The sequence below is a fragment of the Streptomyces adustus genome (genome assembly GCF_009377175.1).
GTDB lineage: Bacteria > Actinomycetota > Actinomycetes > Streptomycetales > Streptomycetaceae > Streptomyces > Streptomyces adustus.
On sequence record NZ_VJZD01000030.1, the window covers coordinates 22739 to 47610 of the forward strand.

21 protein-coding genes are annotated in these 24872 nt (G+C 73.4%); 13 read left to right on the forward strand and 8 right to left on the reverse strand.

Annotation, left to right across the window (positions count from 1 at the left end):
- Positions 1–362 precede the first annotated feature (362 nt).
- The gene (locus tag FNH09_RS10405) at positions 363–1307 is read left to right on the forward strand and encodes an alpha/beta fold hydrolase (RefSeq protein ID WP_152886467.1); all 945 of its coding nucleotides are present in this window, start codon (positions 363–365) and stop codon (positions 1305–1307) included.
- A 206-nt stretch (positions 1308–1513) separates the two neighbouring features.
- Here FNH09_RS10405 and FNH09_RS10410 read toward each other — a convergent pair whose 3' ends face one another.
- Genes FNH09_RS10410 through FNH09_RS10420 form a run of 3 tightly spaced genes read right to left on the reverse strand, consistent with a single transcriptional unit; the run spans position 1514 to position 4646 of the window.
- Positions 1514–3151, reverse strand: a complete 1638-nt coding sequence (locus tag FNH09_RS10410) for a transporter (RefSeq protein WP_238426594.1) — start codon at positions 3149–3151, stop codon at positions 1514–1516.
- Complete coding sequence (locus FNH09_RS10415) at positions 3148–3939, reverse strand: ABC transporter ATP-binding protein (RefSeq protein ID WP_152886468.1); 792 nt, start codon at positions 3937–3939, stop codon at positions 3148–3150. Before FNH09_RS10415 ends, FNH09_RS10410 begins: the two co-directional genes overlap by 4 nt.
- A 53-nt stretch (positions 3940–3992) precedes the next feature.
- Positions 3993–4646, reverse strand: a complete 654-nt coding sequence (locus tag FNH09_RS10420) for a bifunctional DNA primase/polymerase (protein ID WP_162468363.1) — start codon at positions 4644–4646, stop codon at positions 3993–3995.
- A gap of 326 nt (positions 4647–4972) precedes the next feature.
- Here FNH09_RS10420 and FNH09_RS10425 point away from each other — a divergent pair, with 326 nt between their 5' ends.
- Positions 4973–6358, forward strand: a complete 1386-nt coding sequence (locus FNH09_RS10425) for an NsdA family TPR-like regulatory protein (RefSeq protein ID WP_152886469.1) — start codon at positions 4973–4975, stop codon at positions 6356–6358.
- Positions 6359–6559: 201 nt separating this feature from the next.
- Positions 6560–8152, forward strand: coding sequence for a hypothetical protein (locus tag FNH09_RS10430; RefSeq protein WP_162468364.1), 1593 nt, complete (start codon positions 6560–6562; stop codon positions 8150–8152).
- 159 nt (positions 8153–8311) lie between these two features.
- On the opposite strand, the gene FNH09_RS10435 is transcribed toward FNH09_RS10430, so the two are convergent.
- On the reverse strand, positions 8312–9631 hold the full coding sequence (locus tag FNH09_RS10435; protein ID WP_152886470.1) for an ABC transporter substrate-binding protein: 1320 nt from the start codon (positions 9629–9631) through the stop codon (positions 8312–8314).
- A gap of 117 nt (positions 9632–9748) precedes the next feature.
- Between FNH09_RS10435 and FNH09_RS10440 the strand changes: the two genes are divergently transcribed.
- Both FNH09_RS10440 and purU read left to right on the forward strand, forming a co-directional pair.
- Positions 9749–10249, forward strand: a complete 501-nt coding sequence (locus tag FNH09_RS10440; RefSeq protein ID WP_162468365.1) for an SCO4402 family protein — start codon at positions 9749–9751, stop codon at positions 10247–10249.
- 47 nt (positions 10250–10296) lie between these two features.
- Positions 10297–11178 (forward strand): formyltetrahydrofolate deformylase, encoded by an 882-nt coding sequence (gene purU / locus FNH09_RS10445; RefSeq protein WP_152886472.1) that lies wholly within the window; start codon positions 10297–10299, stop codon positions 11176–11178.
- A gap of 50 nt (positions 11179–11228) precedes the next feature.
- On the opposite strand, the gene FNH09_RS10450 is transcribed toward purU, so the two are convergent.
- Together FNH09_RS10450 and FNH09_RS10455 are read right to left on the reverse strand one after the other, a co-directional pair.
- Positions 11229–12641: a zf-HC2 domain-containing protein gene (locus FNH09_RS10450; RefSeq protein WP_338017530.1), complete on the reverse strand. Its 1413-nt coding sequence runs from the start codon at positions 12639–12641 to the stop codon at positions 11229–11231.
- The gene (locus FNH09_RS10455; RefSeq protein ID WP_152886473.1) at positions 12638–13204 is read right to left on the reverse strand and encodes a sigma-70 family RNA polymerase sigma factor; all 567 of its coding nucleotides are present in this window, start codon (positions 13202–13204) and stop codon (positions 12638–12640) included. The genes FNH09_RS10450 and FNH09_RS10455 overlap by 4 nt, the downstream gene beginning before the upstream one ends.
- Before the next feature lie 340 nt (positions 13205–13544).
- On the opposite strand from FNH09_RS10455, the gene FNH09_RS10460 reads away from it, so the two are divergent.
- Together FNH09_RS10460 and FNH09_RS10465 are read left to right on the forward strand one after the other, a co-directional pair.
- The gene (locus FNH09_RS10460) at positions 13545–13928 is read left to right on the forward strand and encodes an anti-sigma factor antagonist (protein ID WP_162468366.1); all 384 of its coding nucleotides are present in this window, start codon (positions 13545–13547) and stop codon (positions 13926–13928) included.
- Positions 13929–14118: 190 nt separating this feature from the next.
- Positions 14119–14628 (forward strand): EF-hand domain-containing protein, encoded by a 510-nt coding sequence (locus FNH09_RS10465; RefSeq protein ID WP_152886474.1) that lies wholly within the window; start codon positions 14119–14121, stop codon positions 14626–14628.
- Here the strand turns inward: FNH09_RS10465 and FNH09_RS10470 are convergent.
- Positions 14607–16121 (reverse strand): AMP-binding protein, encoded by a 1515-nt coding sequence (locus tag FNH09_RS10470; RefSeq protein ID WP_162468367.1) that lies wholly within the window; start codon positions 16119–16121, stop codon positions 14607–14609. The two genes, FNH09_RS10465 and FNH09_RS10470, sit on opposite strands and share 22 nt — an antisense overlap.
- A 133-nt stretch (positions 16122–16254) precedes the next feature.
- On the opposite strand from FNH09_RS10470, the gene FNH09_RS10475 reads away from it, so the two are divergent.
- From FNH09_RS10475 to FNH09_RS10490, 3 genes are all read left to right on the forward strand, one after another.
- Positions 16255–17412, forward strand: a complete 1158-nt coding sequence (locus FNH09_RS10475; RefSeq protein WP_152886476.1) for an acyl-CoA dehydrogenase — start codon at positions 16255–16257, stop codon at positions 17410–17412.
- An 8-nt stretch (positions 17413–17420) separates the two neighbouring features.
- Positions 17421–18305, forward strand: a complete 885-nt coding sequence (locus FNH09_RS10480) for an acyl-CoA dehydrogenase family protein (RefSeq protein WP_162468368.1) — start codon at positions 17421–17423, stop codon at positions 18303–18305.
- A gap of 536 nt (positions 18306–18841) precedes the next feature.
- On the forward strand, positions 18842–19318 hold the full coding sequence (locus FNH09_RS10490; protein WP_162468369.1) for an ATP-binding protein: 477 nt from the start codon (positions 18842–18844) through the stop codon (positions 19316–19318).
- 713 nt (positions 19319–20031) lie between these two features.
- Here the strand turns inward: FNH09_RS10490 and FNH09_RS10495 are convergent.
- Entirely contained in the window at positions 20032–20958 is a 927-nt protein-coding gene (locus FNH09_RS10495; protein ID WP_152886478.1) for a cyclase family protein, read from the reverse strand.
- 84 nt (positions 20959–21042) lie between these two features.
- On the opposite strand from FNH09_RS10495, the gene FNH09_RS10500 reads away from it, so the two are divergent.
- From FNH09_RS10500 to FNH09_RS10510, 3 genes are read left to right on the forward strand one after another with little or no spacing between them, the layout of a single operon-like run.
- Positions 21043–21954 carry an SDR family NAD(P)-dependent oxidoreductase gene (locus FNH09_RS10500; RefSeq protein ID WP_162468370.1) on the forward strand — a complete coding sequence of 304 codons (912 nt, stop codon included), beginning with the start codon at positions 21043–21045 and terminating at the stop codon, positions 21952–21954.
- A 37-nt stretch (positions 21955–21991) separates the two neighbouring features.
- Complete coding sequence (locus FNH09_RS10505; protein WP_162468371.1) at positions 21992–23146, forward strand: acyl-CoA dehydrogenase family protein; 1155 nt, start codon at positions 21992–21994, stop codon at positions 23144–23146.
- Positions 23146–24195 carry a Zn-dependent alcohol dehydrogenase gene (locus FNH09_RS10510; protein WP_152886479.1) on the forward strand — a complete coding sequence of 350 codons (1050 nt, stop codon included), beginning with the start codon at positions 23146–23148 and terminating at the stop codon, positions 24193–24195. Before FNH09_RS10505 ends, FNH09_RS10510 begins: the two co-directional genes overlap by 1 nt.
- Positions 24196–24872: the final 677 nt, after the last annotated feature.

The following is a 24872-nucleotide window of genomic DNA, read 5'->3' on the forward strand; positions in this document are numbered from 1 at the left end:
AGACCAGGGTGGCCCCGGCGCCCGAAGGCGCCGGGGCCTGTCCTCCCCTGTTCCGACCTGGAGCCCCGAGCTCTCAAGGTCGATTCCCTCGGACCGTTTTCCCCGAGCGGTCCGCCTCCCGCTGAAGATCTCCCCTCGGCTGAGGCGATCATTCCTTGAGAGGGGTCACTCGAACGAGGGGTGTTGCCCGCGGAGAAGGCGTACTTCGAATACTTTTTCGATAATTTGCGGATGAGTCTGCGTAGAGTCCGTAGATGTGGATGAGGGAAAGCGGTACCACGGCAACGACGGCAGGCAGCAAGCGGTTCACAGGACCGGCCGGCGCGAGCGGTCCGAGCGGAGCTAGGGGGGTGCCAGGACCTATGGCGCGACGCATCGACGTGACCGGGGCGGGCGGCGTGCGCCTGGCCGCCTGGGAGTTCGGCGACCCGCCCAAGCGCGACCCGGCCGCACTCCTGCCGGAGCAGGCCGGACCACCCGGACCGGAGACCCACGGCCGGGACCCGTACGACCGGGGTCTGCCGGAGGAGAGCGGGGCCACGCCCGGCGTCCTGTTACTGCACGGACTGATGGGCCGGGCCTCCCACTGGGCGTCCACCGCCCGCTGGCTCTCCGAGCGGCACCGGGCCGTCGCCCTCGACCAGCGCGGCCACGGACAGAGCGGCAAGCCCCCACAGGCGTCCTTCACCCGCGAGGCCTACGTCGAGGACGCCGAGGCCGCCCTGGAACAGGTGGGCCTCACCCAGGTGGTCCTCGTCGGTCACGCCATGGGCGCGCTGACCGCCTGGCAGCTCGCCGCCAAGCGCCCCGATCTGGTGCACGGTCTGATCATCTGCGACATGCGGGCCTCCGCGCTCGGCGCGGCCTCGCAGCGCGAGTGGGCCGACTGGTTCAAGTCCTGGCCCGTCCCCTTCGCCACCCTCGCCGACGTACGCAAGTGGTTCGGCGAGGACGACCCCTGGGTGGAACGCCCCAACCCGGCCCGCGGCGAGTTCTACGCCGAGGTCATGCACGAGTCCTCCGACGGCTGGCGTCCCGTCTTCGAGCCCGGGCAGATGCTGAAGTCCCGCGAGACGTGGGTGTACGACGCGCACTGGGAGGAGCTCGCCCAGGTCCGCTGCCCCGCCTTGGTGGTCCGCGGCCAGGACGGCGAGCTGGGCCGCGCCGAGGCGCAGGAGATGGTCCGGGTGCTGCCCAGCGGGCAGTACGCGGAGGTGGCCGACGCCGGCCACCTCGTCCACTACGACCAGCCGGAGGCCTGGCGGGCGGCGATCGAGCCGTTTTTGGACGGCGTCCTCACCCCCTGACCCCGCCCGCGCCACCACCTCGCCCTTCGCCGACCGTCGTCCGCCGCCCGAGTCCGTGCCGATCGCGCCCGAGTCCCGGCCGACTACCGGCCGGGTGCCCGAGTCCGTGCCGACCGCCGACCGCCGTCTGCCGACCGCCGACCGCCGTCTGCCGTCTGCCGTCCGCCGCCGCCGTCCGAGTCCGTGCGCCCGGCGCCTCGCCCGTCTCAGCCCTTGCTGACCGCCGCCAGGATCTCCGGCAGTCGTGCGGCGGTGCGTGGGGCCGCCAGGCGCAGCCCGAGCGCGGTGATCGCCGTCCCGTACCCCGCGCCCACCGGCAGCAGCAGCCAGGTCCACGCATCGCCGCCCGCGCTGACGTTCAGCCAGATCGTCAGCGCGAGGACCGGGGCGCACAGCAGCGCGGCGGCGACCATGCCGCCGAGGATCGAGATCAGGGCGAGACCGCTCTGCCCCGGCGCCACGTTCTTGTAGCCCTCCTGCGGGATGGAGTACGGGAAGCGGGCCGAGGTCCAGGCGCCGGTCGCCAGCATCGCCCCCAGCAGCGCCAGGGACAGCCCCAGCACCTCCGGCAGCCGGCGCCAGTCGCCGAGCACCGCGGTCGTCAGGACGGTGACCAGGGTGGCGTACGGGAGGGTGATCAGCAGCAGCGCCAGCGCCCGGGCCCGCAGCTCGGCGTACGCGTCACGCGGGGTGGAGATGGTCAGCGCGACCATCCAGAACGCGGAGGTGTCCTGGCCGAACTGGTTGTACATCTGGATGCCGAGCATCCCCGCGGCGAAGCAGGCGAAGTAGATCGAGCCGGTGCCCTGCAAGGCGTTGAACACCGGCACGATCAGACCGATGGCCAGCGACGTCACCCAGGCCGCCTTGGTCTTGGGGTCGCGCCAGATGTAGCGCAGGCTGCGCTCCATGACGGTGCCGGTGCGGCCGGCCGGGAGCAGCCGGGCCGGAGCCCACGACGTAGCGCGCTCGCGGCCCTCGGACTCGGTCCGCTGCAAGGTCGAGCCGTCGGGGGAGGTCATCAGCCGGGTCAGACTGCGCGCCCACGCCGCCACCAGCAGCACCAGCGCGACCGTGGTCAGCGCGAGCTGGGCGGCGGCGACGCCGTACGCGCCCCGGCTCACCGAGTCCACCGCCCCGATCGCCGACGCGGGCGGCAGCCAGCGCACCACCGCGTACACCGGGTCGAGCGGTGCCAGACCCGACACGCCGAGCCGCTGCGCGCCGAAGTTGACGACCTGCGCGCCGACCGCGATGACCAGGCCGCTCAGTACCGCGAGATCGCGGCCCCTGCGGCTGGTCAGCAGCCGGATGTTGGCGATCGCGACCGCCCGCGCGAGGGCCACGCAGACCAGCAGGGCCAGGGCGACGGCCACGACCGCGACGACACCCGCCGCCGTCCCGTGCGCCACACAGACCGCGCTGCCGGCCAGCAGCATGAGGGTGACCAGCGGGCCGACGCCGACCAGGGACGCCGTCAGCAGCGCCCGTACCAGCGGCCGGGGCCGCAGCGGCAGCATCACCAGCCGGGTCGGGTCGAGGGTCTCGTCGCCGCTGGGGAAGAACAGCGGCATCACCGCCCAGCCCAGCGCCAGCACCGCCGTCAGCAGCCCGACCAGGGACGCGGCGTGCGCGTGGCCGCGCAGCGCGATCAGCCCGAGCAGTTGCAGCGCGGCGAAGAGCAGCGCGGCGACGGCGGAGACGACGAAGGCCGCCCGCCGCCCGCCGGACTGCCGCAGACCGTTGCGCAGCAGGGACAGCTTCAGCCGCACGACGGTGGCCGTGAGGCCGACGGGACGGGGGTTCGCGGGGGCCGTGGGACGGAGGTCGGCCGGATGCGTCATCGGGCCCCGCCGCCCAGCCAGTCGAGTTCGGAGCCGGTGTCGCGGCTGTGCGCGCCGACGAGTTCGAGGAAGGCCTGCTGGAGCGTGGGCGCCCCGCCGCGCACCTCGTCGAGGGTGCCCTGGGCGCGGATGCGGCCCGCGGCCAGCACGGCGACCCAGTCGCACAACGACTCGACCAGCTCCATCACATGGGAGGAGAACACCACCGTGGCGCCCGAGGCCGTGTACCGCTCCAGGACGCCCCGGATGGTCTGCGCGGACACCGGGTCGACGCCCTCGAACGGCTCGTCGAGGAAGAGGACTTCGGGGTTGTGCAGCAGCGCGGCCGCCAGCCCGATCTTCTTGCGCATGCCGGTCGAGTAGTCGACGACCAGCTTGTGCTGCGCGCCGGTCAGGTCGAGGACGTCGAGGAGCTGGGCGGCGCGCTTGTCGACCTCGGCGCCGGGCAGCCCGCGCAACCGGCCGGAGTAGCCGAGCAGTTCCCGCCCCGAGAGCCGGTCGAAGAGCCGAAGCCCCTCCGGCAGCACCCCGATCCGGGCCTTCACCGCGACCGGGTCCTGCCACACGTCGTGCCCGACCACCTCGACACGGCCCTGGTCGGGCCGGAGCAGCCCGGTCACCATGGACAGGGTGGTGGTCTTCCCGGCCCCGTTCGGCCCCACCAGCCCGATGAACCTGCCCGCGGGCAGTTCCAGGTCGATCCCGGCGACGGCGACCTGCTGCCCGAACCGCTTCCAGAGCCCCTGCACGCGTACCGCGGCTGCGCCCACCCCTGCTCCCTGCGTCATGGATGCACCCTACGACCGTACGCAGCGCGCGGGTGGCGCGGGACGGGCCCGCCCTACCGGTCCCGGCCGCACGCGTACGCCAGCGGCGAGATCAGCTCCTCCGCGTCCGGCAGCCACCGGTTGGCCGGGGTGGGCCGGCACGCCCACTGCACGGCCCCCCGGGAGCCGAACCGGGTGGGCGGCCCGGCCACGTACGCCCCCTCCCCGAGCGCGACCAGGTCCAGCGAGGCCGGCGCCCACCCCAGCCGGCGCACCAGCTCGGGCACCTTCGCGCACGCCCCGGGCAGCACGAAGAAGTACATCCGCCGGTCGGGCGCCGACGTCACAGGACCGAGCGTGAGCCGCATCCGCTCCATCCGGGCCAGCGCCAGGAAGCCGGCCGACTCCGGCACCGAGATCGCGTCGAACGTACGGCCCGTCGGCAGCAGGATCGACGCCGTCGGCTGCCACTGCCACATCCGGCGCACCACGCTCGCGCTGCCGGTCGCCTGCGTCGCCCAGTCCTCGCGCGCGGGATGCGCGCCCGGCGCGCCGCATTCGGCCCGGCCGCAGGAGCAGCGCTCCACCCCCGCGACGGCTTCCAGCCAGGTGCCGGGGACCACTTCCCAGTGGCGTTCCTCGGCGTAGCGAACGGCGGTCTCCAGCAGCGATTCCCTGCGCTGCTGAGGAATCTGGGCGGCTTCGGCGGCCGGGATCGTCTCTTCCACGCCCACTCAACTTCCGCACACACCTCGGGTTACGGCCCCGGGGCTTGTTCCGGCGCGCGCGGGGGAGGAGCACTGCTTCCGTGTCCGGGGCGCATGGATGCACGTGTGGGGGCGCGCAGGAGGATCCACGGCGGAAGTGGGTAGCCACGAGTGGGGTCGGCTTCCACCTTTACCCCGGCAATCCTCGCATGTCTGGCATTTTCGCTATGTCCGTTGGGCATTGATCTTCGAGGCCGGATCCGCTCGGCGGATCCGACCGGGTCCGGCCAGTGAAGACACGTCAACTCGGTGCGTGGGCAGGCACCGCAGCCACAGGGGGTTCAGCCATGGCCGCAAGGCCTCTCGTCGCCCGGCAGCCGAACGAACGGTTGCAGGCGCTCATCCAGGAAGCGGGTTGCTCGAACGCCGGGCTGGCCCGCCGGGTCAACATGTGCGGCGCCGAACACGGCCTCGACCTGCGCTACGACAAGACGTCCGTGGCCCGTTGGCTGCGGGGCCAGCAGCCGCGGGGACGGGCCCCGGCGATCATCGCCGAGGCGCTCGGCCGCAAGCTGGGCCGTACGGTCACGATCGACGAGATCGGCATGGCCAACGGCAAGAACCTCGCGTCGGGGGTCGGTCTCCAGTTCTCGCCGACGGTACTGGGGGCCATCGAGCAGGTCTGCGAGCTGTGGCGCAGCGACGTCGGACGCCGGGACTTCCTGTCCGGGTCCTCCGTCGCCGCGTCCGCGCTGGTCGAGCCCAGCCGTGACTGGCTGATCTCCGTGCCGGACTCGCAGGTGGCGCGGGCGGCGGGTCCCCGCGTGGGCCAGTCCGACGTGACGGCCGTACGGGCCATGACCCAGGCGCTGGTCGACCTGGACCACCAGTACGGCAGCGGGCATGTGCGCCCGGTCGTCGTGCACTACCTCAACAGCGTGGTCTCCGGGCTGCTGGCCGGCTCGTACCGGGAGGCGGTGGGCCGCGACCTGTTCGCCGCGGTGGCACGGCTGACCGAACTCGCCGGCTACATGGCCGTGGACACCGGGCAGCCGGGTCTCGCGCAGCGCTACTACATCCAGTCGCTGCGGCTGGCCCAGGCGGCGGGCGACCGCGGGTACGGCGGCTACGTGCTCGCCGCGTCCATGAGCCATCTCGCCGCGCAGCTCGGAAACCCGCGGGAGATCGCGCAGTTGGCGCGAGCGGCCCAGGAGGGGGCGCGGGGCAGGGTGACCCCGCGGGCGGAGGCCATGTTCTGCGCGGCGGAGGCCCGCGGGCACGCGCTGCTCGGCGACGCGCGAGCGGCCCAGATCGCCTCGGGGCGCGCGGTCTCGGCGATGGAACAGGCGGACGCGGCCTCGGGCGACGACCCGGCGTGGATCGCGCACTTCGACGAGGCCTATCTGGCCGACGAGTTGGCGCACTGCCACCGCGACCTGGGACAGGCCGAGGCGGCGGCGCGGTGTGCGCAGGAGTCCCTGGCCGGGCACCCCGAGTCGCGGGCGCGCCGACGGGCCATCGGCTATGTGCTGCTGGCCACCGCCCAGGTGCAGCAGCGCGAGATCGAGGAGGCCTGCAACACGGGCCTGAAGGCGGTGGAGTTGCTGGAGACGCTGCGTTCCAACCGGGGCGCCGAGTATCTGGAGGACTTCCAGCAGCGGCTGGATCCGTACCGTGACGAGCCGGTGGTGCGGGAGTTCGGGGCGCGACTGGAGTTGCCGGTGGCCGCGTGAACACGGAGGGCGCCGCCGCGTGAATCTGCGGGAAACGGCCCGCCGGTGCGCGGGATCCGGCATGAACAGCGTACGGCGCCCCGGATCTGTTACTGACGTCACAAGGAGGCAGGTCAGGTCCTGAGCTGCGTAGCACCCGGTTCCGGGGACCCGGTAGCGTGAGCCGACGATCCCGAAGGTCCCCCATTCGTAGGAGTCCCGGTGACGCAGAGTGGACAGGGCGAGGAGCCCTCGGCGCGGTCAGCGCGCGAAGGCATCGTGCTGCCCTCCGACGGAGGCGAGCCGGTGCTCCCCGGCATGTCGGCGCAGCCCGCCGGCATGCCCTACCAGAGCTATCAGGACAGCGCTCAGCAGTACGGACAGACGTACGGTCAGGACACCGCCGGCGCGGCACCGGCCGGCGGGCAGGCCTGGGGCGGGGCGTGGGGTCCCGGCCAGCACCCGGGGGCGGCCCAGCCGCCCGCCGCGGACTGGCCGCCCGCCGCACCCGCCGAGCCGGCCTGGGGCGCGCCGGAGGCGGCGCCCGCCGCGCCGTCCTGGCCGCAGGCCTCCGGCGGCGCGGGCCCGATGCCGCCGGAGAACCCGCAGCCGCCGCACGCGGCGTACGGTGCGCCGCTGCCGCCCGCCGCCCACGAGGGCGCCACCCAGTTCATTCCGCCGGTCCCGCCCGCGCCGGGCGGCGTCGAGGGGGCCACGCAGTTCCTGCCGCCCGTCGTCGCGCCCGCCGTGGACGAGGGAGCGACGCAGTTCATACCGCCGGTGGGGCCGGGGGCCCTGCCGCCCGAGGCGGCGCCTGCCGGGATGCACCCCGACGCCCAGGCGACGCAGTACATCGCGCCGGTGCCCGCCGACCCGTCCGCCGGACCGTACGGCGGGGGTCTGCCGGGTGACGGCGGCGACCGGCAGCCGCCCGCCGAGTTCGACAACCTGTTCCGCAACGACATGGGCGGTGACGTTCCGGCCGGGTCCACGCAGCAGCTGCCGCGCATCCCGCAGCACGACGCCGGACCCGCGGCGTACGGCGGGCCGGGCGGCTACCCCGCGCAGGCCTCGTACGCCCCGCCCGCCGGTCCCGCCGGTCCCGGCGCGGGCCGCCGCGGCGCCCGGGGCGACGACGGCTGGGGTGCCGGCCACCCGGGCGAGGGCGGGGCCGGGGGCGGCCGCAGCCGTTCCCGGGTGCCGTTGATCGCCGGTATCGGCATCGCCATCGCCGTGGTCGGCATCGGCGCGGGCTCGCTGCTCGGCGGCGGGGGCGACGACAAGGGCGAGGCGGGCGCGACCGTCTCCGCCTCGGCGTCCGCGAGCCAGGGCGCCGCTCCCGCCGCCGGCGGCGACGGGGCGAAGGCGCAGGCCGCGGAGCTGGACAAGCTGCTGGCCGACAGCGGCAGCAGCCGGGCCTCGGTCATCGCGGCGGTCGCCAGTGTCAAGTCCTGCGACAACCTCGGCCAGGCGGCCGCCGACCTGCGGGACGCGGCCAAGCAGCGCAACGAGCTGGTCACCAGGCTGTCCGGGCTGTCCGTCGACAAGCTGCCCGACCACGATCGGCTGACCGGCGCGCTCACCGAGGCGTGGAAGGCGTCCGCGTCGGCCGACACCCACTACGCGGCGTGGGCGGACCAGACCGCGGGGAACAAGAAGGCCTGCAAGCACGGCCAGGCCCGCAACACCGGCGAGGCCCAGGCGGGCAACGTGGCGAGCGGCAACGCCAGCGCGCAGAAGAAAAAGGCCGCGCAGCTGTGGAACACGATCGCGCGGAAGTACGGCCTGACCGAGCGCCAGTCGACCCAGCTGTGAGGATCGCGGGCCGGGATCACCCCTCCCGGCCCCGGTCCGTCGGCTGAGTTCCGTCGGCCGGGCTCCGTGGGCCGGGCTCCGTGGGCCGGGATCCCCCTCCCGGCCCTGGTCCCTCGGTCGTGCCCCGTCGGCCGGGATCCCCCTCCCGGCCCTGGCACGTCAGCTGAGCTTCGCGGCCTCCAGCGTCCCGGTGACGTCGATGAAGCCCTTCCTGGCCGAGACCAGCCGCCCCTTGGTCACGACCTGGACGGTCACGTCGGCGTTGGTCAGGCGCGGGAAGCCGACGGAGGCGAGACGGTCCTGGAACCGCCACCGCAGGGTCGGTGTCAGCCCGCCCGTACCGACCTCCAGGCCGTCGTCCAGCGCGTGCCGCACGGTGTCGGCGGACACCTCGCCGCCGGCCAGCGACTCGACGATCCGCTTGAACACGGTGTACGCGATGTACGTCGTCTGCACGCCGGCGTCCGCGGGGTCGATCCGGTTGTCGGAGAAGGCCTGCTCGCTGATCACCTTCTTCATGTTGTCCCAGCGCCCGTCGTTCGCGGGCGGGTACCAGCCGGTGATGTACGCGCCCTCGTACGGGCCCGAGGCCCCGCCGGACGCGTCGATCACGGTCTGGTCGACGCTGCCGAGCACGGTGGCGGTCCGCACGGCCGGGTAGTCCTCGCGGTCACGCCGGAAGGAGTCCATGAAGGTGCTGGTGGCGTCCCCGAGCGCGGGCACCACACACCCCTGGTCGTTCTTCCCGCCGCCGGAGGTGGCGACCTCGCGAAGAGCGCTCTGCGACTGCGTGGAGTACTCGGTGGCGTCGTCCTCGGCCAGCACGTCGACCGTCGGCGCGTGCTTGCCGGCTGTCAGTCCCGAGTTGAGCAACTCGGGCAGCGAGTCCCCGGCGACATTGTCGGGGCGCACGAGCGCGACGGATCCGCAGGCCGACGCGAGCTCCTTGCCGAGGCCGGCCAGCAGCACCGCCTGACCGCCGTTGACGGGGTAGGAGAGCGGGCTGGTGAACTCGGAGTTGGTGATGCCGTAGCCGCCTATGTAGGGGATGCCGGCGCCCTCCAGCGGCGGGAAGAACGAGTCCGAGTACTGGCTGTAGGAGCCCAGGACCGCGACGGCGTTCGCCTTCACGGCCTGCCGGGCGCACTTCGCCGCGGTGACGGAGTCGTTCTTCTCGTTGCAGGTGAGGACTTTCAGCTTGCGGCCCCCGGCCAGGCCGCCGTGCGCGTTGATGTACCGGGCGTACGCCGCCGCGAAGGCGGGCATACCGGGCTTGTTGGTGGCGTTCGTGTCCTGGGGCGCCCAGGTCATCACGGTGATCGGGTCGTCTCCCGATGCTCCGTCGGTGCCGGGGAGGGCCCCGCAGCCGACGGTGAGGGACGCGCATGCCACCAGCACACCCAGGGTGCGGCGGACAGCTCTGGCGCGCCGGCTGGTGTGGGGAGGAAAGGTGCTGCGCGTGTGTTGCCTGCCAGTCATGAGCATGCACGATTCCGCCACATCGCTAACCGTGGAGTGACCTCGGGTCAACGAGCGGTGACGTCAAGGTGAATTGCAGGGGGTGTCGAGGGGCCGGAGCGGAAGAACGTACGATCGGTGACCGTGCAAGGTTCGGAGAACTCTTCCCGTCGCGGCCGTCGCTCATCCACCATGGGCGGCATGCCACTGAACGACATGCCCTGGTGGCGCTGGCGCAGCAACGTGCGTTCCGCGCTGCACATGCTCTCCGATCCGGTGTTCCAGCGGGACGTCTGGCTGGCCGGCGTGGACGGCTACGGTGACGTCACCGACGCCGTGTACCGCCTGGTCGAGGACACCTGGCTGGACAACTGGTCGGCCGAGAAGTACGTCGGCACGATCTTCCGCGACTCCCAGGAGGCGGCGCTCGTCGACACCGCCGTGCTGCGGGTGCTGCGGATCATGCACCAGGTCGGCCCGGACGCGCCCGTCTCCGCCTACGTCGACCACGAGGCGTGGCCGGAGGCGATACGCGCGGCGCGCGACGCCCATGTGCGCCTCGCGGTGAGCGACGGGGACGACCCGGACGCGCCGCCGCGCACCCTCGAAGTGCTCCAGATCATGACGCGGTCCGCGTAGCGGACGGTGCTCGGCCGGTGCGGGGCGGATATGGGACCCTGTCCTGCATGAATGAGCAGTCCACCCGAGCCGCGGCCCCGGCCGACCAGTACGTCCTCATCCTGTCCTGCCCCGACAAGCAGGGCATCGTGCACGCCGTGTCGAGCTACCTGTTCATGACGGGCTGCAACATCGAGGACAGCCAGCAGTTCGGCGACCACGACACGGGTCTGTTCTTCATGCGCGTCCACTTCACGGCGGAGGCGCCGGTGACGCTGGACAAGCTGCGGGCCAGCTTCGCGGCGATCGGTGACACCTTCCGTATGGAATGGCAGATCCACCGGGCCGCGGAGAAGATGCGTGTCGTCCTGATGGTCAGCAAATTCGGGCACTGCCTGAACGACCTGCTGTTCCGGGCGAGCACGGGCGCGCTGCCCGTGGAGATCGCGGCCGTGGTGTCCAACCACACCGACTTCGCCGAGCTCGTCGGCTCGTACCACGTCCCCTTCCACCACATCCCGGTGACGAAGGAGACCAAGGCCGACGCGGAGGCCCGGTTCCTGGACCTGGTGCGCGAGGAGAACGCCGAGCTCGTCGTCCTCGCCCGCTATATGCAGGTGCTGTCGGACGACCTGTGCAAGGCGCTCAGCGGCCGGATCATCAACATCCACCACTCCTTCCTGCCGAGCTTCAAGGGCGCCAAGCCGTACCACCAGGCACATGCGCGCGGGGTGAAGCTGATCGGTGCGACGGCGCACTACGTGACCGCCGACCTCGACGAGGGCCCGATCATCGAGCAGGAGGTCGAGCGGGTCGGCCACGACGTCACGCCGGACCAGCTCGTCGCGATCGGGCGCGACGTGGAGTGCCAGGCGCTGGCGCGGGCCGTGAAGTGGCACGCGGAGCGCCGCATCCTGCTCAACGGCCGACGGACGGTCGTCTTCGCCTAGGGCGTGTTTCGAAAGTCCCGTCTGCCCGCGCGGTCCCGTGCCGCGGGCGGCTACATACGGCTCAGCGAGGCCGCGGCCAGCAGTACGTCCCTGATCGCCTCGCGGTCCCCGACCTGCCCCGCGGCCGCCTCCTCCGGAGGCACGTGTCCGGCCGCGAGCCGGCAGAACTCCACGCCGTCCAGGGCGACATGGGCCACCTCGTGGTCCGGTGAGGTGGTCGCCGCGGGGGAGTCCAGCGGGATCAGCCACTGCCCGCCGCCGTTCCCCTCGATCTCCAGCCGCAGGCTGCGTCCCGGGGTGCCGGCCGGGACCAGATGCCGTCCCGGGCCCGGCGTGGCGAGTCCGGCGCGGCGGCGCTCGGCCAGGGCGAGCGGCAGCATCCGGGCCGCGAGGTCGATCATGCGGTGCAGATGGCGCGGGGACGGCGGGTCGTAGGGGTAGTCCACCGCCTCCGCGATGTCCTCCGCGTGCACCCAGCACTCGAAGGCGCGGTCCAGCATCGCGTCGCGCAGAGGCAGCGCGATCTCGCCGCCGTCGCCGGTGCCGCCGTAGGACACCGCCAGCTTCCCGGCGCTCCCGCCGGTGAAGGACACCGTCCGGACGATGTCGTGGCTCAGCCGGCGCCACGGGGTGCGCACGGAGCGGGTGGGCGGGAAGTGGGACGCCCGCCAGTACGCCTCCGTGCGGGTTCCCGGTGACGCGGTCCGGTCGGCCGGGAGGCCGGCCACCGGGTCGTCGAGACCGAGGGCGGTCGCGACGAGGCCGTCGACCGCCAGCAGATGCGCGATGACCCCGGCGACGGTCGTACGGCGGCTCGCGGTGGCGGTCCCGTCGAACCAGCGCAGCCGCACCGGCGCGTGCCACTCGGCGTCCCCGAAGTCCTGGAGCAGCGCGTCGAGGCGGGCGGTCTCGGCGTCGTAGGCGTGGGCCCAGTCGGGTACCGGGATGCGCGGCGGGCGCCGGGCCAGGCAGCCGGCCAGCACCCGGGTGCGCAGCCCCGGGTCGAGGTCCAGCGGTTCGGGCGGGTGCAGCAGGCCGACCGCCTCGCGCAGCCGCCGGGCCTCGTCCGCGCAGGAGCCGCAGTCGCCCAGGTGCTCCTCGACGGCCGCCGTCTCCTCGGCCGAGCAGGCCGCCAGCGCCCAGGCGCCCAGCAGTGACTTCAGGACCGGGTGCTCCAGGGCGAGCGGGGCGGCGCCGGGCGCAGGGTCGGCGGGCGCGGGCAGCGGCAGCCCGGTGTCCTCGACGGAGGCGCGGGGCGTGGGTATGCGCAGCCGGCCCTCGTCCGGCACCCGTCCGCCGTCGGGGCCGCCCGGTCCGCCGGACCCGCGTTCTCCCTGCTCGTTCTGCACCGGTTCGCCCTCTGCGTTCTTTCCGTCCCCGTCCTGCCCCCCGTGCCCTTCGAGGTCCTCGTGCTTCTCGTGCGCGCTCTCGTCGCCCGGGTCGAAGCGGTCCGCCCCGCTCACGCGGCACCTCCGTATTCGGGTGGTGCCCCGGAGGCGCCCGCGTCATGGGCGGTGGAGAGCAGTTGCAGGCCCAGGCGGAGCCTGCGGCGGGCCTCGTCCTCGGTGACGCCGAGGTCGGCGGCGGTCTGGCGGTAGTCACGGCGCTGGAAGTAGGCCAGGTCCAGGGCGGCCCGCAGGGGCGCGGGCATGGACTGGACGATGTAGTCGGCGCGGGCGGCGACCGAGGCGTGACGCACCTTGAGCTCCAGCTCCGCGGCGCTCGCCCCGCCGTCCTCGTCGGTGAGCGCCGCGGTTCCGGTGGCGCGCAGCCGCTGTACGGCGAGACGGTGGGTCAGGGCGGCCACCCAGGTGCGCAGGGGTCCCGTCTTCGGGTCGTAGGCGTCCGGGTGTTCCCAGACATGGGTGAAGACCTCGCGGGTGACACTGTCCGCGGCTTGGTCGTCTTCGAGCACGCGATGAGCGAGACCGTGCACAAGTGAAGCGAAACGGTCGTAGAACTCGCCGCGGGCGAGCCGCTGCTGCATCTTGCGGTCCCAGCGGGGCGGTGCGTCCTTCTTCGCCATCGTGCCCCTCTCGCCGGTTCGTCCCTGAGATCAGCGTGCGCCCACCGTCTCCTCGAATGTAGTCGGCACGTCCGACAACGCACGCCCCTTTGTTGCAATGTGCGCCCCTGGAGCGGCCGTGAGTGGTAGCGAACCCGGCAGGGGCCCGCATGGAAAGGCTTCGATCGCCCGGTTCCCCGAAATCCGGGTGATCAGACTCGATCGAACAGGATCGAAGACGATTGAAACAAGCCGACTTCGGTCAGTCTTCGTTTTTTGGTCGGTGTTTCAGGGAACAGCCCGCTGGGCAGCCGCGCTGCAAGGAAGTGATGGGACAGCTTCCGTTTGGCGGACGAAGGGCGTGGTGGTGGCGTTCAAAGTGACCGACGGCACACAGGGAGACTGGGCCGTGCTCCATGTGTCGGGCGAACTGGATCTGGTGACGTCGCCCACGTTGCGACAGCGGGTGCACGACGTGGTGGCCGACGGCCGCCACCGGCTCGTCCTCGATCTGTCCGGGGTGTACTTCTGCGACTCCAGCGGGGTCGGCGTCCTCATCGCGGCCCGCCGGCTGCTGCGCTCCTGCCAGGGCCGGCTGCGGCTGGTCCTGCCCGCCCAGGGCGCGGTGGAGGGCTCGCACGTCAACCGGGTCTTCGGCGCGCTGGGCGTGCGGCGGCTGTTCGACGTCCATCCGGACCTCGACGCTGCGGTCGCCGCCGAGGAGTCGAGCCCGCTCTCCGCCTGAGCGCCGGCGCGCGGTCTCCCCGCCCGCACGGCGGCGGTGGGCTGCCGCCGGCGGTCGTACCGTTGTCCCGGAATTTCCCCGGTCTTGGTGCAAGCGCCGTTTTCCCCCTCCCGGACGGCCTCCGGCGTCGTACGCTCCCGGTCAGAGGCACCCGATGCACCCGACGTGAGGTAAGGCGGACCGAGAAGACATGGTCAGCAGCGAGTACGAGCGCAGGATCGCGGCCCGGTTCGTCGTCTTCGACCAGGACGGCAACGGCTACATCGACCGCGAGGACTTCAGCACGGCGGCCAAGGCGCTGCTCGCGGAGTTCGACACGGCGGCCCGCTCCGACAAGGGACAGGCCCTGTACGCGGGTGCCGAGGCGTTCTGGCAGGGCATGGCCGGCATGGCCGACCGGGACGGCGACCAGCGCATCACCCGGGAGGAGTTCGTCAACGGCGCGGTCAAGCGGCTGCGCGACAACCCCGAGCGGTTCGGCGAGATCGCCCGCCCCTTCCTGCACGCGGCCCTGGACCTGGCGGCGGCCGAGGACGGCACGGCAGCCGTCGCGGACACGGCGCGGGTGCTGATGATCCTGGGCGTGCCCGAGGAGATCGCGCGTACGACGGCCGCCGAGCTCGACATCGACGGCGACGGCCGAGTCGGCGAGGCGGAGATCGTGCCCGCCTTCGCCCGCTATTTCACCGTCCCCGAATAGCGCTCCCTGAGCCGGTACTTGAGGACCTTCCGCAGGGTCTCGTTGCGCGGCAGGGCGTCCACCACCTCCAGCTGCTCCGGCAGCTTGTGCACCGACAGCCCTGCCTCGCGCAGATACGACGTCACCGCCTCCAGCGTCAGCCGGGCGGCGCCCGCGGGCTGTTCGACGACCGCGCAGACCCGCTCCCCGCGTTCGGCGTCCGGCAGCCCGACGACCGCGACGTCCCCGACCGCCGGGTGGGCGTGCAGCAGATCCTCGATCTCCTTGGCGGAGATGTTCTCGCCCTTGCGGATGATGACGTCCTTGAGCCGGCCGGTGAGGACCAGATGGCCGCTGCCGGTGAGATGCCCGAGGTCGCCGGTGCGCAGGAACCCGTCGTCGTCGAAGGCCTCCGCCGTCTGCGCCGGGTCCAGATAGCCCTGGCAGACGGCCTCCCCCTTCAGCCGCACCTCCCCGTCCACGATCCGGATCTCCATGCCCTCCGGGGGCCGCCCCTCCGTCGTGGCCAGGTTCTCGGCCGTGTCGTCCGGCGCCCCCATGGTGATCATCGGCACCTCGGTCATGCCGTAGCCATGGGTGAGCTGCACCCCCATCTCGTGTACGACGCTGTGGTAGAGCTCGGGCGGTTTGGGCGCTCCGCCGCCCGCCAGCAGCCGCAGGGTCGGGATGACCTTCTCGTTCGGCCGCTTGCGCTGTTCGGCGAGGAACATCGAGTAGAACGCCGTCGAGCCGCCCGCCACCGTCACCCCGTGCCGGCGGTACTCCGCCAGCGCGTCCGGCAGTGCGAACTGCTCGAACAGCACGGCCGGGAAGCCGTACAGCAGCAGCATCACCGTGTAGTCGGGGCCGGCGATGTGCGCGTACGGGAAGGCCATCGAGCCCACGTCGTGCGCCGACAGCCGCAGGGCGTGGGCGAGACAGGATCCGCCCGCGAGCAGCGAGCGGTCCGTGTGCAGCACGCCCTTGGGGTCGGAGGTGGTGCCGGAGGTCCAGTAGATCCAGCGCACCGAGGTCCCCTCGGCGGGCGGCGGCGGCAGCACGGCCGGATCGCCGTCGGGCAGGCTTTCGTCCTCGTACACCTCGAAGACGTTCTTCGCGCCCAGCCGCCGGGCCATCTCCGTGTGGTCGAAGCCGCGCAGGACGCCCGGAACGGCGAAGAACTCCGCCCGTGACTTGCGCAGGGCGAAGCCGACCTCCCGGTCCCGGTAGAACGGGATGACCGGGGTCTGCACGGCGCCCAGCCGGGCCAGCGCGAAGGACAGCACGGCGGTCTCGACGCGGGTGGGCAGCTGCCAGGCGACCACCGTGCCGGGGCGCACACCCCGGCCGTACAGCCCGGCCGCCACCCGCTCGGCCCGTGCCCGCAGCCCGCCGAAGGTCAAGGAGCGCTCGCCCTGGAGGAACACCGGCCGGTCGGGGGTGAGCCCGGCGCGGCGGACCACCAGGTCCCACAGGGTGCGGGCGGAGCTCAGCGTGTGTGCGGTGTCGTCCACTTCGGCCCCCACAGATAGCTGACGATGCGTCAAATGGTGGGCAGAGCGTAGGCCCGGCCGCCTTGTCGGTCCAGGGGTGCGCGGCTAGCCTGCTCGGCAGCGACTATCTGACGGACTATCAGACGGGTGGCGTATGGACCTCTCCCACACGCCCGAGGAGGAGGAGTTCCGCGCGGGGCTGCGGGCCTGGCTCGCGCGGGTGCTGCCCGCGCTGCCGCCGAAGCCGTCCCCCGGCGACTGGCCGGCGCGCCGGGCCTACGACCTCGGCTGGCAGCGGATGCTTTACGACGCCGGGTACGCGGGGCTGGACTGGTCCGCCGACGCGGGCGGCCGGGGCGCCACCCCCACCCAGCAGCTGATCTTCCTGGAGGAGACCGAGCGGGCCGGGGCGCCCTATGTGGGGGCCAACTTCGTCGGGCTGCTGCACGCGGGGCCGACCATCGCCGCCGAGGGCACGGCCGCACAGCGGGCCCGCTGGCTGCCGCCGGTCCTGCGCGGCGAGGAGGTCTGGTGCCAGGGCTTCAGCGAGCCGGGCGCCGGGTCGGACCTGGCCGCGCTGCGCACCCGCGCGCACCGCGACGGCGACCACTACGTGGTGAGCGGATCCAAGATCTGGACCTCGCACGCCGAAGTCGCCGACTGGTGCGAACTGTTGGTGCGCACCGACCCGGCCGCGCCCAGGCACCGGGGTATCACCTGGCTGGCCCTGCCGATGGACGCCCCGGGCGTCACCGTACGGCCGCTGCGCACGCTCGCCGGGTCCGCCGAGTTCGCCGAGGTGTTCCTCGACGAGGTGCGGGTGCCGGTCGCCAACCGGGTCGGGGCGGAGAACGACGGCTGGCGGGTGACCATGGTGACCCTGTCCTTCGAGCGCGGCACGGCGTTCGTGGGCGAGGTGGTGGCCTGCCGCCGGGTGCTGGACGAGCTCGCCCGCGCGGCCCGCGACAACGGCCGCTGGGACGACCCCGGGCTGCGGCGCAGGCTGGGTCTGCTCAACGCCGAGTTCCGCGCGCTGTGGCGGCTGACCCAGTGGAACGTGAGCGAGGCGGAGGCGGCGGGCGGAGCGGTGCCCGGCGTCGGGGGCTCGGTCTTCAAGCTGAGGTACTCGCACGCGCGTCAGGAGCTCTACGACACCGCGGCCGACGTGCTGGGCGCCGACTCGCTCGACCTCGACCGGCCCTGGGTGCTCGACCGGCTGTCCTCGCTGGCCTACACGATCGCGGCCGGCACCTCGCAGATCCAGCGCAACATCGTGGCCGAGCGGATCCTCGGACTGCCGAAGGGACGGTGACACGGACCGTGCGATTCCGACTCACCCGGGACCAGGAGGCGTTGCGGGCCGGCGTGCGCGAGCTGCTGACCCGGCGCTTCGGGGCCGAGGCGCTGCGCGCGGCCGTCCAACGGCGCGACCTGGACCGGAGGCTGTGGCGGGAGTTGGGCGCGGCCGGGTTCTTCGCGCTGCGGGTGCCGGAGGCGGACGGCGGGGTCGGACTGGGACTGCCCGAGGCGGTGTTGGCGTTCGAGCAGGCGGGGCGGTTCCTGCTGCCGGGTCCCCTGGTGGCCACCCATCTCGCGGCGGGCACGGTGCCCGGGGCGGCCGCCGGGGAGGTCGTCGTGGCGGCCGTCGACGGCGTGCTCGTGGAGTGGCTGGCGGAGGCGGACGTGGTGCTCGGCGACGTGGCGAAGGCCGTGGCGCTGACCTCCGTGGACCCGCTGACGCCGCTGCACCGGGTGCCCGCGCCGGACGGCCCGGAGGCCGCCCCCGACCCCGTCGCGGTGCTGCTGACGGCCGCCGAACAGCTCGGCACGGCCGTGCGGGTGTGCGAACTGGCGGTGGAACACGCCCGGACGCGAGAGCAGTTCGGGCAGCCGATCGGGGCCTTCCAGGCCGTCAAGCACCTGTGTGCGCAGATCCTGGAGCGGACCGAACCGGCCCGCGCGGCGGTCTACGCGGCCGCCGTCACCGCCGACCCCGTCGACATCGCCGCGGCCCGGCTGCTGGCCGACGAGGCGGCCGTACGAGGCGCGCGCGACTGCCTCCAGGTGCACGGCGGGATGGGCTTCACCTGGGAGTCCGAGGTGCATCTGCACCTGAAGCGGGCGTGGGTGCGGGCCCGGCGCGCGGGCGGCGGCGCCCAGGGCGCCGAACTGCTCGCCGCCGATCTGGCCGCCGAACCGGCCTGAGGACCGCCCTTCAGGGGGTGCGCCGCGCCGGAGTGCCGCGGATCGTGGCATTCCGGGACTACGGAGCGTCGATATCGGGTTGTGTCCAGGGGCGGGCTCGTCACGGCCCGGAGTCGGCACCTTGCTCCGGTACCTTGTGTGGGATGCGAGTGGTTCCGGGTACGAGCCATGCGGGTGCCGCCCCAGGGGTGGCCCCGGATCCGGCGGTGCGCATCACTGCCGGCAAGGCAGAAAGGGCTTGCCCCGAGCGGCGTTTCCCCACCTGTTCGACTTCCGTGGGCATCGGTCGCACAGTATGCCGGACAGGTACTCCTTGGCGCTGGAATATGCCCGAAGCGCTTGTTGGCGTGACTGTACGTCAACCAAGCTGTCCTACAAGGGATTCACGATCAGTGATCCTGGCTGCGGCCATTGTCCTGGCCATGCTGAAAATGGCTACGATCGTGGCCCTCGTCATGGCCCTCGTCGTGGCGCTCGCGTGGCGCGAGGCCATGTGTCCGCCGGTTCGGATGGTGTGAGCGGTGCAGGTGCTACAAGTGCAGCTGGAGATCCGGCCCGACCCCGCCGAGGTCGGGCGCGCCCGCAGGTGGGCCCGCTCGCGGCTCGCCGGGTCCGGGATAGAGGCCGACGAACCGCTCGCCGAGACCCTCGTGCTCCTCGTCTCCGAGCTGGTCACCAACGCCGTCGTGCACACCGGCCGGCCGGCCGTGCTGCGCCTGTCGCTGGCCGCCGTGGCGGCCGAGGTCGCCACCGTCCGGCTGGAGGTGGCCGACGCCAGCGACCGGGCCCCGGTGCCCCGCTGCGCCGACGGCGACGCGACCGGCGGCCGCGGTCTGGCCCTCGTGGACGGCCTCGCCGACCGCTGGGGCTGGAGCCCCGAGGGCGCGGGCAAGCGCATCTGGTGCGAGGTGGACCGGCCCGAGGAGGCCGAGGACCCGAAGGCGGCCTGCCGCCGCGTGGCGGCGTGCGAGGGCTACGAGGGACTCGTGTACGGGGCCTACGAAGCCGTGTGACCCGCGCCCGTCGCCGTGACCGTGACCGTGCCCGGTGCGGGCGCGCAGGGCGGGCGCACGGCGGACGGAAACCCGTTGCCGCTGGTGCCCGGGTGTGTGAGGCGTCGTCGTCCGGTGAGGGCCGGGACGGTGTGCGCCCGGATGTGCTTCCGTGCGCGCCCAGGGCAAAGCGGGTCGTAAGCGATAAATCCCCGATCGGGTGTTGACGCGGCGTGTCCGTTTGATCACGCTTGTGGCAGCGATTCGCCGGGGGGACGGCGAGGGCCCCGGTGACGGGGGCCCTCGGCGCGGGCGGGTCGTGAGTTCGGCGCCGTTCTTCTCAGGGCAGAGGGACCGGGGCGGGTGCGCCGAGGTCGGATGGCGGCGCGCGGTGCCGTGCTCGGGGCGGGCAGCGGCGCGCCGCCAGCCGAACCCGTCCGGCGGGCCCCGCCCGTGGACGGCCGGACCCGCGTATCGCCTGTGGGCCCGCGCCTGTGGGCCCGCGCCTGTGGGCCCGCGTCTGTGGGCCCGCGTCTGTGGGCCCGCGTCTGTGGGCCCGCGTCTGTGGGCCCGCGTCTGTGGGCCCGCGTCTGTGGGCCCGCGTCTGTGGGCCCGCGCCTGTCGGCCCGCGTCTGTGGGCCCGCGTCTGTGGGCCCGCGCCTGTCGGCCCGTGCCCGGCGGCCCGCGCCTGTGGGGCCGTGCCTGTCGGCCCGTGCCCGGCGGTCCGCGCTCGGTCAGAGGATCGCGACCGGGGCCACCGGCGTCCCCGTCGCGCCGGCGAACGGCTCGGGCATCGCCGAGAGCAGGAACGCGTAGCGCCCTTCTTCTCCACAGGCTGTGGACAACTTTTCGAGATCCCAGTTCTGGCCCTGGAGCATGCCCATCTCCACCAGGTCGAGCGCGTGCACGGGCAGCCAGAGGTCGTCGATCTCGGGCGGGAACACCTCGAAGGTGAGGGTGTCGTTCGCGACCGCGGCGACGTCGCGCGCATGGAACCACTCCGGCGTGCGCACCGAGAGGCCCGGCGACGGATGGGCGTACCCGTGCCGGTCGCCCGCGAGGCAGAGCCGGACCTGCCCGGTCCGCACCAGCACGATGTCCCCGGCGCGCACCCGGGTGCCCGCCAGTTCCTCGGCCGCCTCCAGGTCCTCCGGGGTGACGGCGTGTCCGCCGGCCAGCCGGTCGACGCCCCGTGCGCGTGCCACGTCGAGCAGCACCCCGCGCGAGACGATGTGCTCCGCCTTGTCGATGCCGGCGAACCCGGCGCCGCCGTGCGCGGTGACCGTGCCGGCCGGGCGGCCGTTGTAGAGTCGGCCCGAGTGCGAGACGTGCGGCAGCGCGTCCCAGTGGGTGGCGGCCTGGAGCCCCATCGTCACGGCGTCGTCGCTGCACGCCACCGTCCCCGGCCCGAAGATCTCCTGGTTGATCTGCACCATGACGTGCAGCGGGTCGATCCGCCCCGGGATCATCCCGGTCTGCACGCCGTCCTGCCGCAGCGGCAGGGCGAGGGGGACACGCCGCCCGGTGCGCACGCACCCGGCCGCCTCCCGGACGACCTCGTCGGTGATCAGGTTGAGGGTGCCGCGCTCGTCGTCGGCCCCCCAGCGGCCCCAGTTGTTGACGCGCTTGGCGATCTCGTGGAACTCGTCCGGCAGTGACATGGGTGCTCCCCGGGGCTTGTCTCCAGGCATCCGACCGGTCATAAAATCTAACGGTCCGTCAGATAACGCGGGAAGGGGCCGGGCGTGGGGAACTTCGTGGCAGGCAAGGTCGTCGCGGTGACGGGCGCCGGACGCGGGATCGGCCGCGCGGTGGCGCTGGCGGCGGCGGCCGAGGGCGCCAAGGTCGTCGTCAACGACTTCGGTGTCGCCGTGGACGGCGCCGCACCGAGCAGCGAGGTCGCCGAGACCGTCGTCAAGGAGATCGAGGCCGCGGGCGGGACGGCGGTCGCGGTGGCCGACGACATCTCCACCATGGCGGGCGGACAGCGCGTGGTCGACACGGCCGTGTCGGCGTACGGCCGGCTGGACGGTGTCGTCTGCGTGGCCGGGATCCTGCGCGAGCGGATGCTGTTCAACATGTCCGAGCAGGAGTGGGACCCGGTCGTCGCCACCCATCTCAAGGGCACCTTCACCGTGTTCCGGGCGGCCTCCGCGGTGATGCGCGCGCAGCGTTCCGGCACCCTGATCGGTTTCACCAGCGGCAATCACCAGGGCTCGGTCTCGCAGGCCAACTACAGCGCCGCCAAGGGCGGGATCATCTCGCTCGTGCGCAGCGCCGCGCTGGGTCTGCACAAGTACGGGGTGAGCGCCAACGCGGTGGCCCCGGTGGCCCGTACCCGGATGTCGGCGAACGTGCCCATGGAGCTCACCGAGATCGGCGAACCGGAGGACGTGGCCGCGCTCGTGGTCTATCTGCTGTCCGACCGGGCCAGGGAACAGCGCATCACCGGCCAGGTGTACACGATCGCCGGACCCAAGATCGCGGTGTGGGCGCAGCCCAGGGAGCTGCGGGCCGCCTACGCCGACGGCGCCTGGACCCCGCAGCGGATCGCCGACTTCCTGCCGGGGACGGTGGGGACCGATCCGATGCCGCTGCTGGAGCGGGTCGAGGCGATGGAGCGGGCGGCGCGGGACGGAGCCCGGCCGAACGCCTGACCGAGAACGGTCCCGCGTCCCTTCCGAGGAGGTCACCGTGGAGTTCGGGTTCACGCCGCAGGACGAGGAGTTCCGCGCCGAGGCACGGGCATGGCTCGCCGCGCACGCGGGCGACGCCCGTGACCGCCGTAGCTGGGAACGCGCCCTCGGCAAGGCGGGCTGGATCGGCCTGGGCTGGCCCGAGGACGGCTACGGCAACCGCACCGCCACCCTCACCCAGCAGGTCGCCTGGGCCGAGGAGTACGCCCGCTCGGCCGCGCCCCCGCGTTCCGGGCACATCGGCGAGAACCTCCTCGCCCCCACCCTGCTCGCCCACGGCACCGACGACCAGAAGGCCCGCTTCCTGCCCCCGATCGCCGCGGGCGACGAACTGTGGTGCCAGGGCTACAGCGAACCCGGCGCGGGCTCCGACCTGGCGGGCGTGCGCACCGCGGCCGCCCGTGAGCCGGCCGGCACCCACTACCGGATCACCGGACAGAAGATCTGGACCTCCCTCGCGCACGAGGCGGACTGGTGCTTCGTGCTGGCCCGTACCGAGCCCGGCTCGCACCGCCACCACGGACTGAGCCTCCTGCTCGTGCCGATGGACCAGCCGGGCCGTATCGAGGTCCGCCCGATCCGGCAGCTGACCGGCACGAGCGAGTTCAACGAGGTGTTCTTCGACGGGGCACGCGCGCGCGTGGAGCACGTCGTCGGCGGCGAGGGCGGCGGCTGGCGGGTCGCGATGAGTCTGCTCGGCTTCGAGCGGGGCGTCTCCACCCTCGCCCAGCAGATCGGGTTCGCCGCGGAGCTGGAGCGGGTGGTGCGCACGGCCGTGGAGACCGGCACGGCGGACGATCCCGTCGTACGGGACCTGCTGGTGCGCCAGTGGGCCGAGCTGCGCGCGATGCGCTGGAACGCGCTGCGCACCCTCGGCAGCACCGGCGACGCGGGGGCGCCCAGCGTGGCGAAGCTGCTGTGGGCGGGCTGGCACCAGCGGCTCGGGGAGCTGGCCATGCTGGCGCGCGGCGCGGCGGCGACCGTCGGGCCGGTGGACTGGTCGCCCGCGGCGCCGTACGAACTCGACGCGCTCCAGCACCTGTTCCTGTTCTCCCGGGCCGACACCATCTACGGCGGCTCGGACCAGATCCAGCGCACGATCATCGCCGAGCGCGTGCTCGGCCTGCCCAGGGAGCCCAAGGGAGCCGCGTGATGCGAGGCGTGATCTACGACGGGAAGCAGGTCCGGGTCGCGGACGACCTGGAGGTACGGGATCCCGGACCCGGGGAGGTGCTGGTCGCGGTCTCCGCCGCGGGCCTGTGCCACAGCGACCTGTCCGTGCTGGACGGGACCATCCCCTTCCCCGTGCCCGTGGTGCTGGGGCACGAGGGCGCGGGCGTGGTCGAGGCGGTGGGCGCGGGGGTCGGTCATGTGGTGCCCGGGGACCACGTGGCCCTGTCGACGCTCGCGAACTGCGGGACGTGCGCGGACTGCGACCGGGGCCGGCCGACGATGTGCCGGCAGGCCATCGGCCGGCCCGGGCGGCCGTTCTCCCGGGACGGCCGCCCGGTGTACCAGTTCGCCGCCAACTCGGCCTTCGCCGAGCGGACGGTGGTGAAGGCGGTGCAGGCCGTGCGCATCCCGAAGGACATCCCGCTGCCGTCCGCCGCACTGATCGGGTGCGGGGTGCTGACCGGGCTGGGCGCCGTGCTCAACCGCGCGCGCGTGGACCGCGGGGACAGCGTGCTCGTGATCGGCACCGGCGGGATCGGCCTCAACGTGCTCCAGGGCGCGCGGATCGCGGGCGCGCTGCGGATCGTGGCGGTGGACGCCAACCCGGAGAAGGAGGCGATGGCCCGGCGGTTCGGGGCGACGGACTTCCTCACCTCCACCGAGGGCGTGCGGGACGTCCTGCCGACCGGCGCGGACCACGCCTTCGAGTGCGTCGGCCGGGTGGAGCTGATCCGCGCGGCGATCGACCTGCTGGACCGGCACGGCCAGGCGATCCTGCTCGGGGTGCCCCCGGCGACGGCCGAGGCGTCCTTCAAGGTCTCCTCCCTCTTCCTGGACAAGGCGATCCTCGGCTGCCGTTACGGCTCCTCCCGCCCGCAGCACGACATCGCGCTGTACGCCGAGCTGTACCGGCAGGGCCGGCTGCTGCTCGACGAACTGGTCACGGCCACCTATCCGGTCGAGGACTTCGAGAAGGCACGCTCCGACGCGGAGGCGGGCCGGGTGGCCCGCGGGGTGCTCACGTTCTGACGGCGACCGGCAGTCGTCCACAGCCGTGGAAAAACCCCGGGGCGTCGTCGGCCCCGGCCCGTACCGTCTGCGCATGACCTATCGCGACATCGCCTCCAGGCGGGTACTGGCCTGGGCCTGTACCGCCGTCGGCGCCCGGATGCCGGTGGCCATGGCCCCGCTGGCCCTGGTCTTCCTGGCGCGCGAGCGGCCCGGCGGCTATTCCCTGGGCGCGGTCCTCGCGGCGGCGTACGTCATCGGTGAGATCGTCGGCGCCCCGGTGCTCGGGACGCGGCTGCGGCCGGAGCGGACCCGCGCCCAGCTGTCCGCCGGGCTCGCCGTCGGAAGCGCCGGCTTCCTGGGGCTCGGGCTGTTCCCGGCCGCCCCGGCTGCCGTCCTGGCCGGGTTCGCGTGCGTCGCCGGTGCCGCCCCGGCCGCCGTCACCGGCGGTCTGCGCACCTTGCTCACCGAGCTGGTCCCGGCGCGGGCTGCGGCCCAGGCGCTGTCCGTGGAGTCGATGCTGTCGGCCGGGGTGTGGGCGGTCTCCCCGGCCGCGGTCGCCGGGCTCGCCCTCGGGGTCGCGCCGCGGGTGCCGCTGCTGCTGGCGGCGGCCCTGATGGCGTCGTCGGTGGCCGGCCTGCGGCTGTTCCCGGCCGGCTGGGGCGCGGGCGGCGAGGACGCCCCGTACGACGGACGGG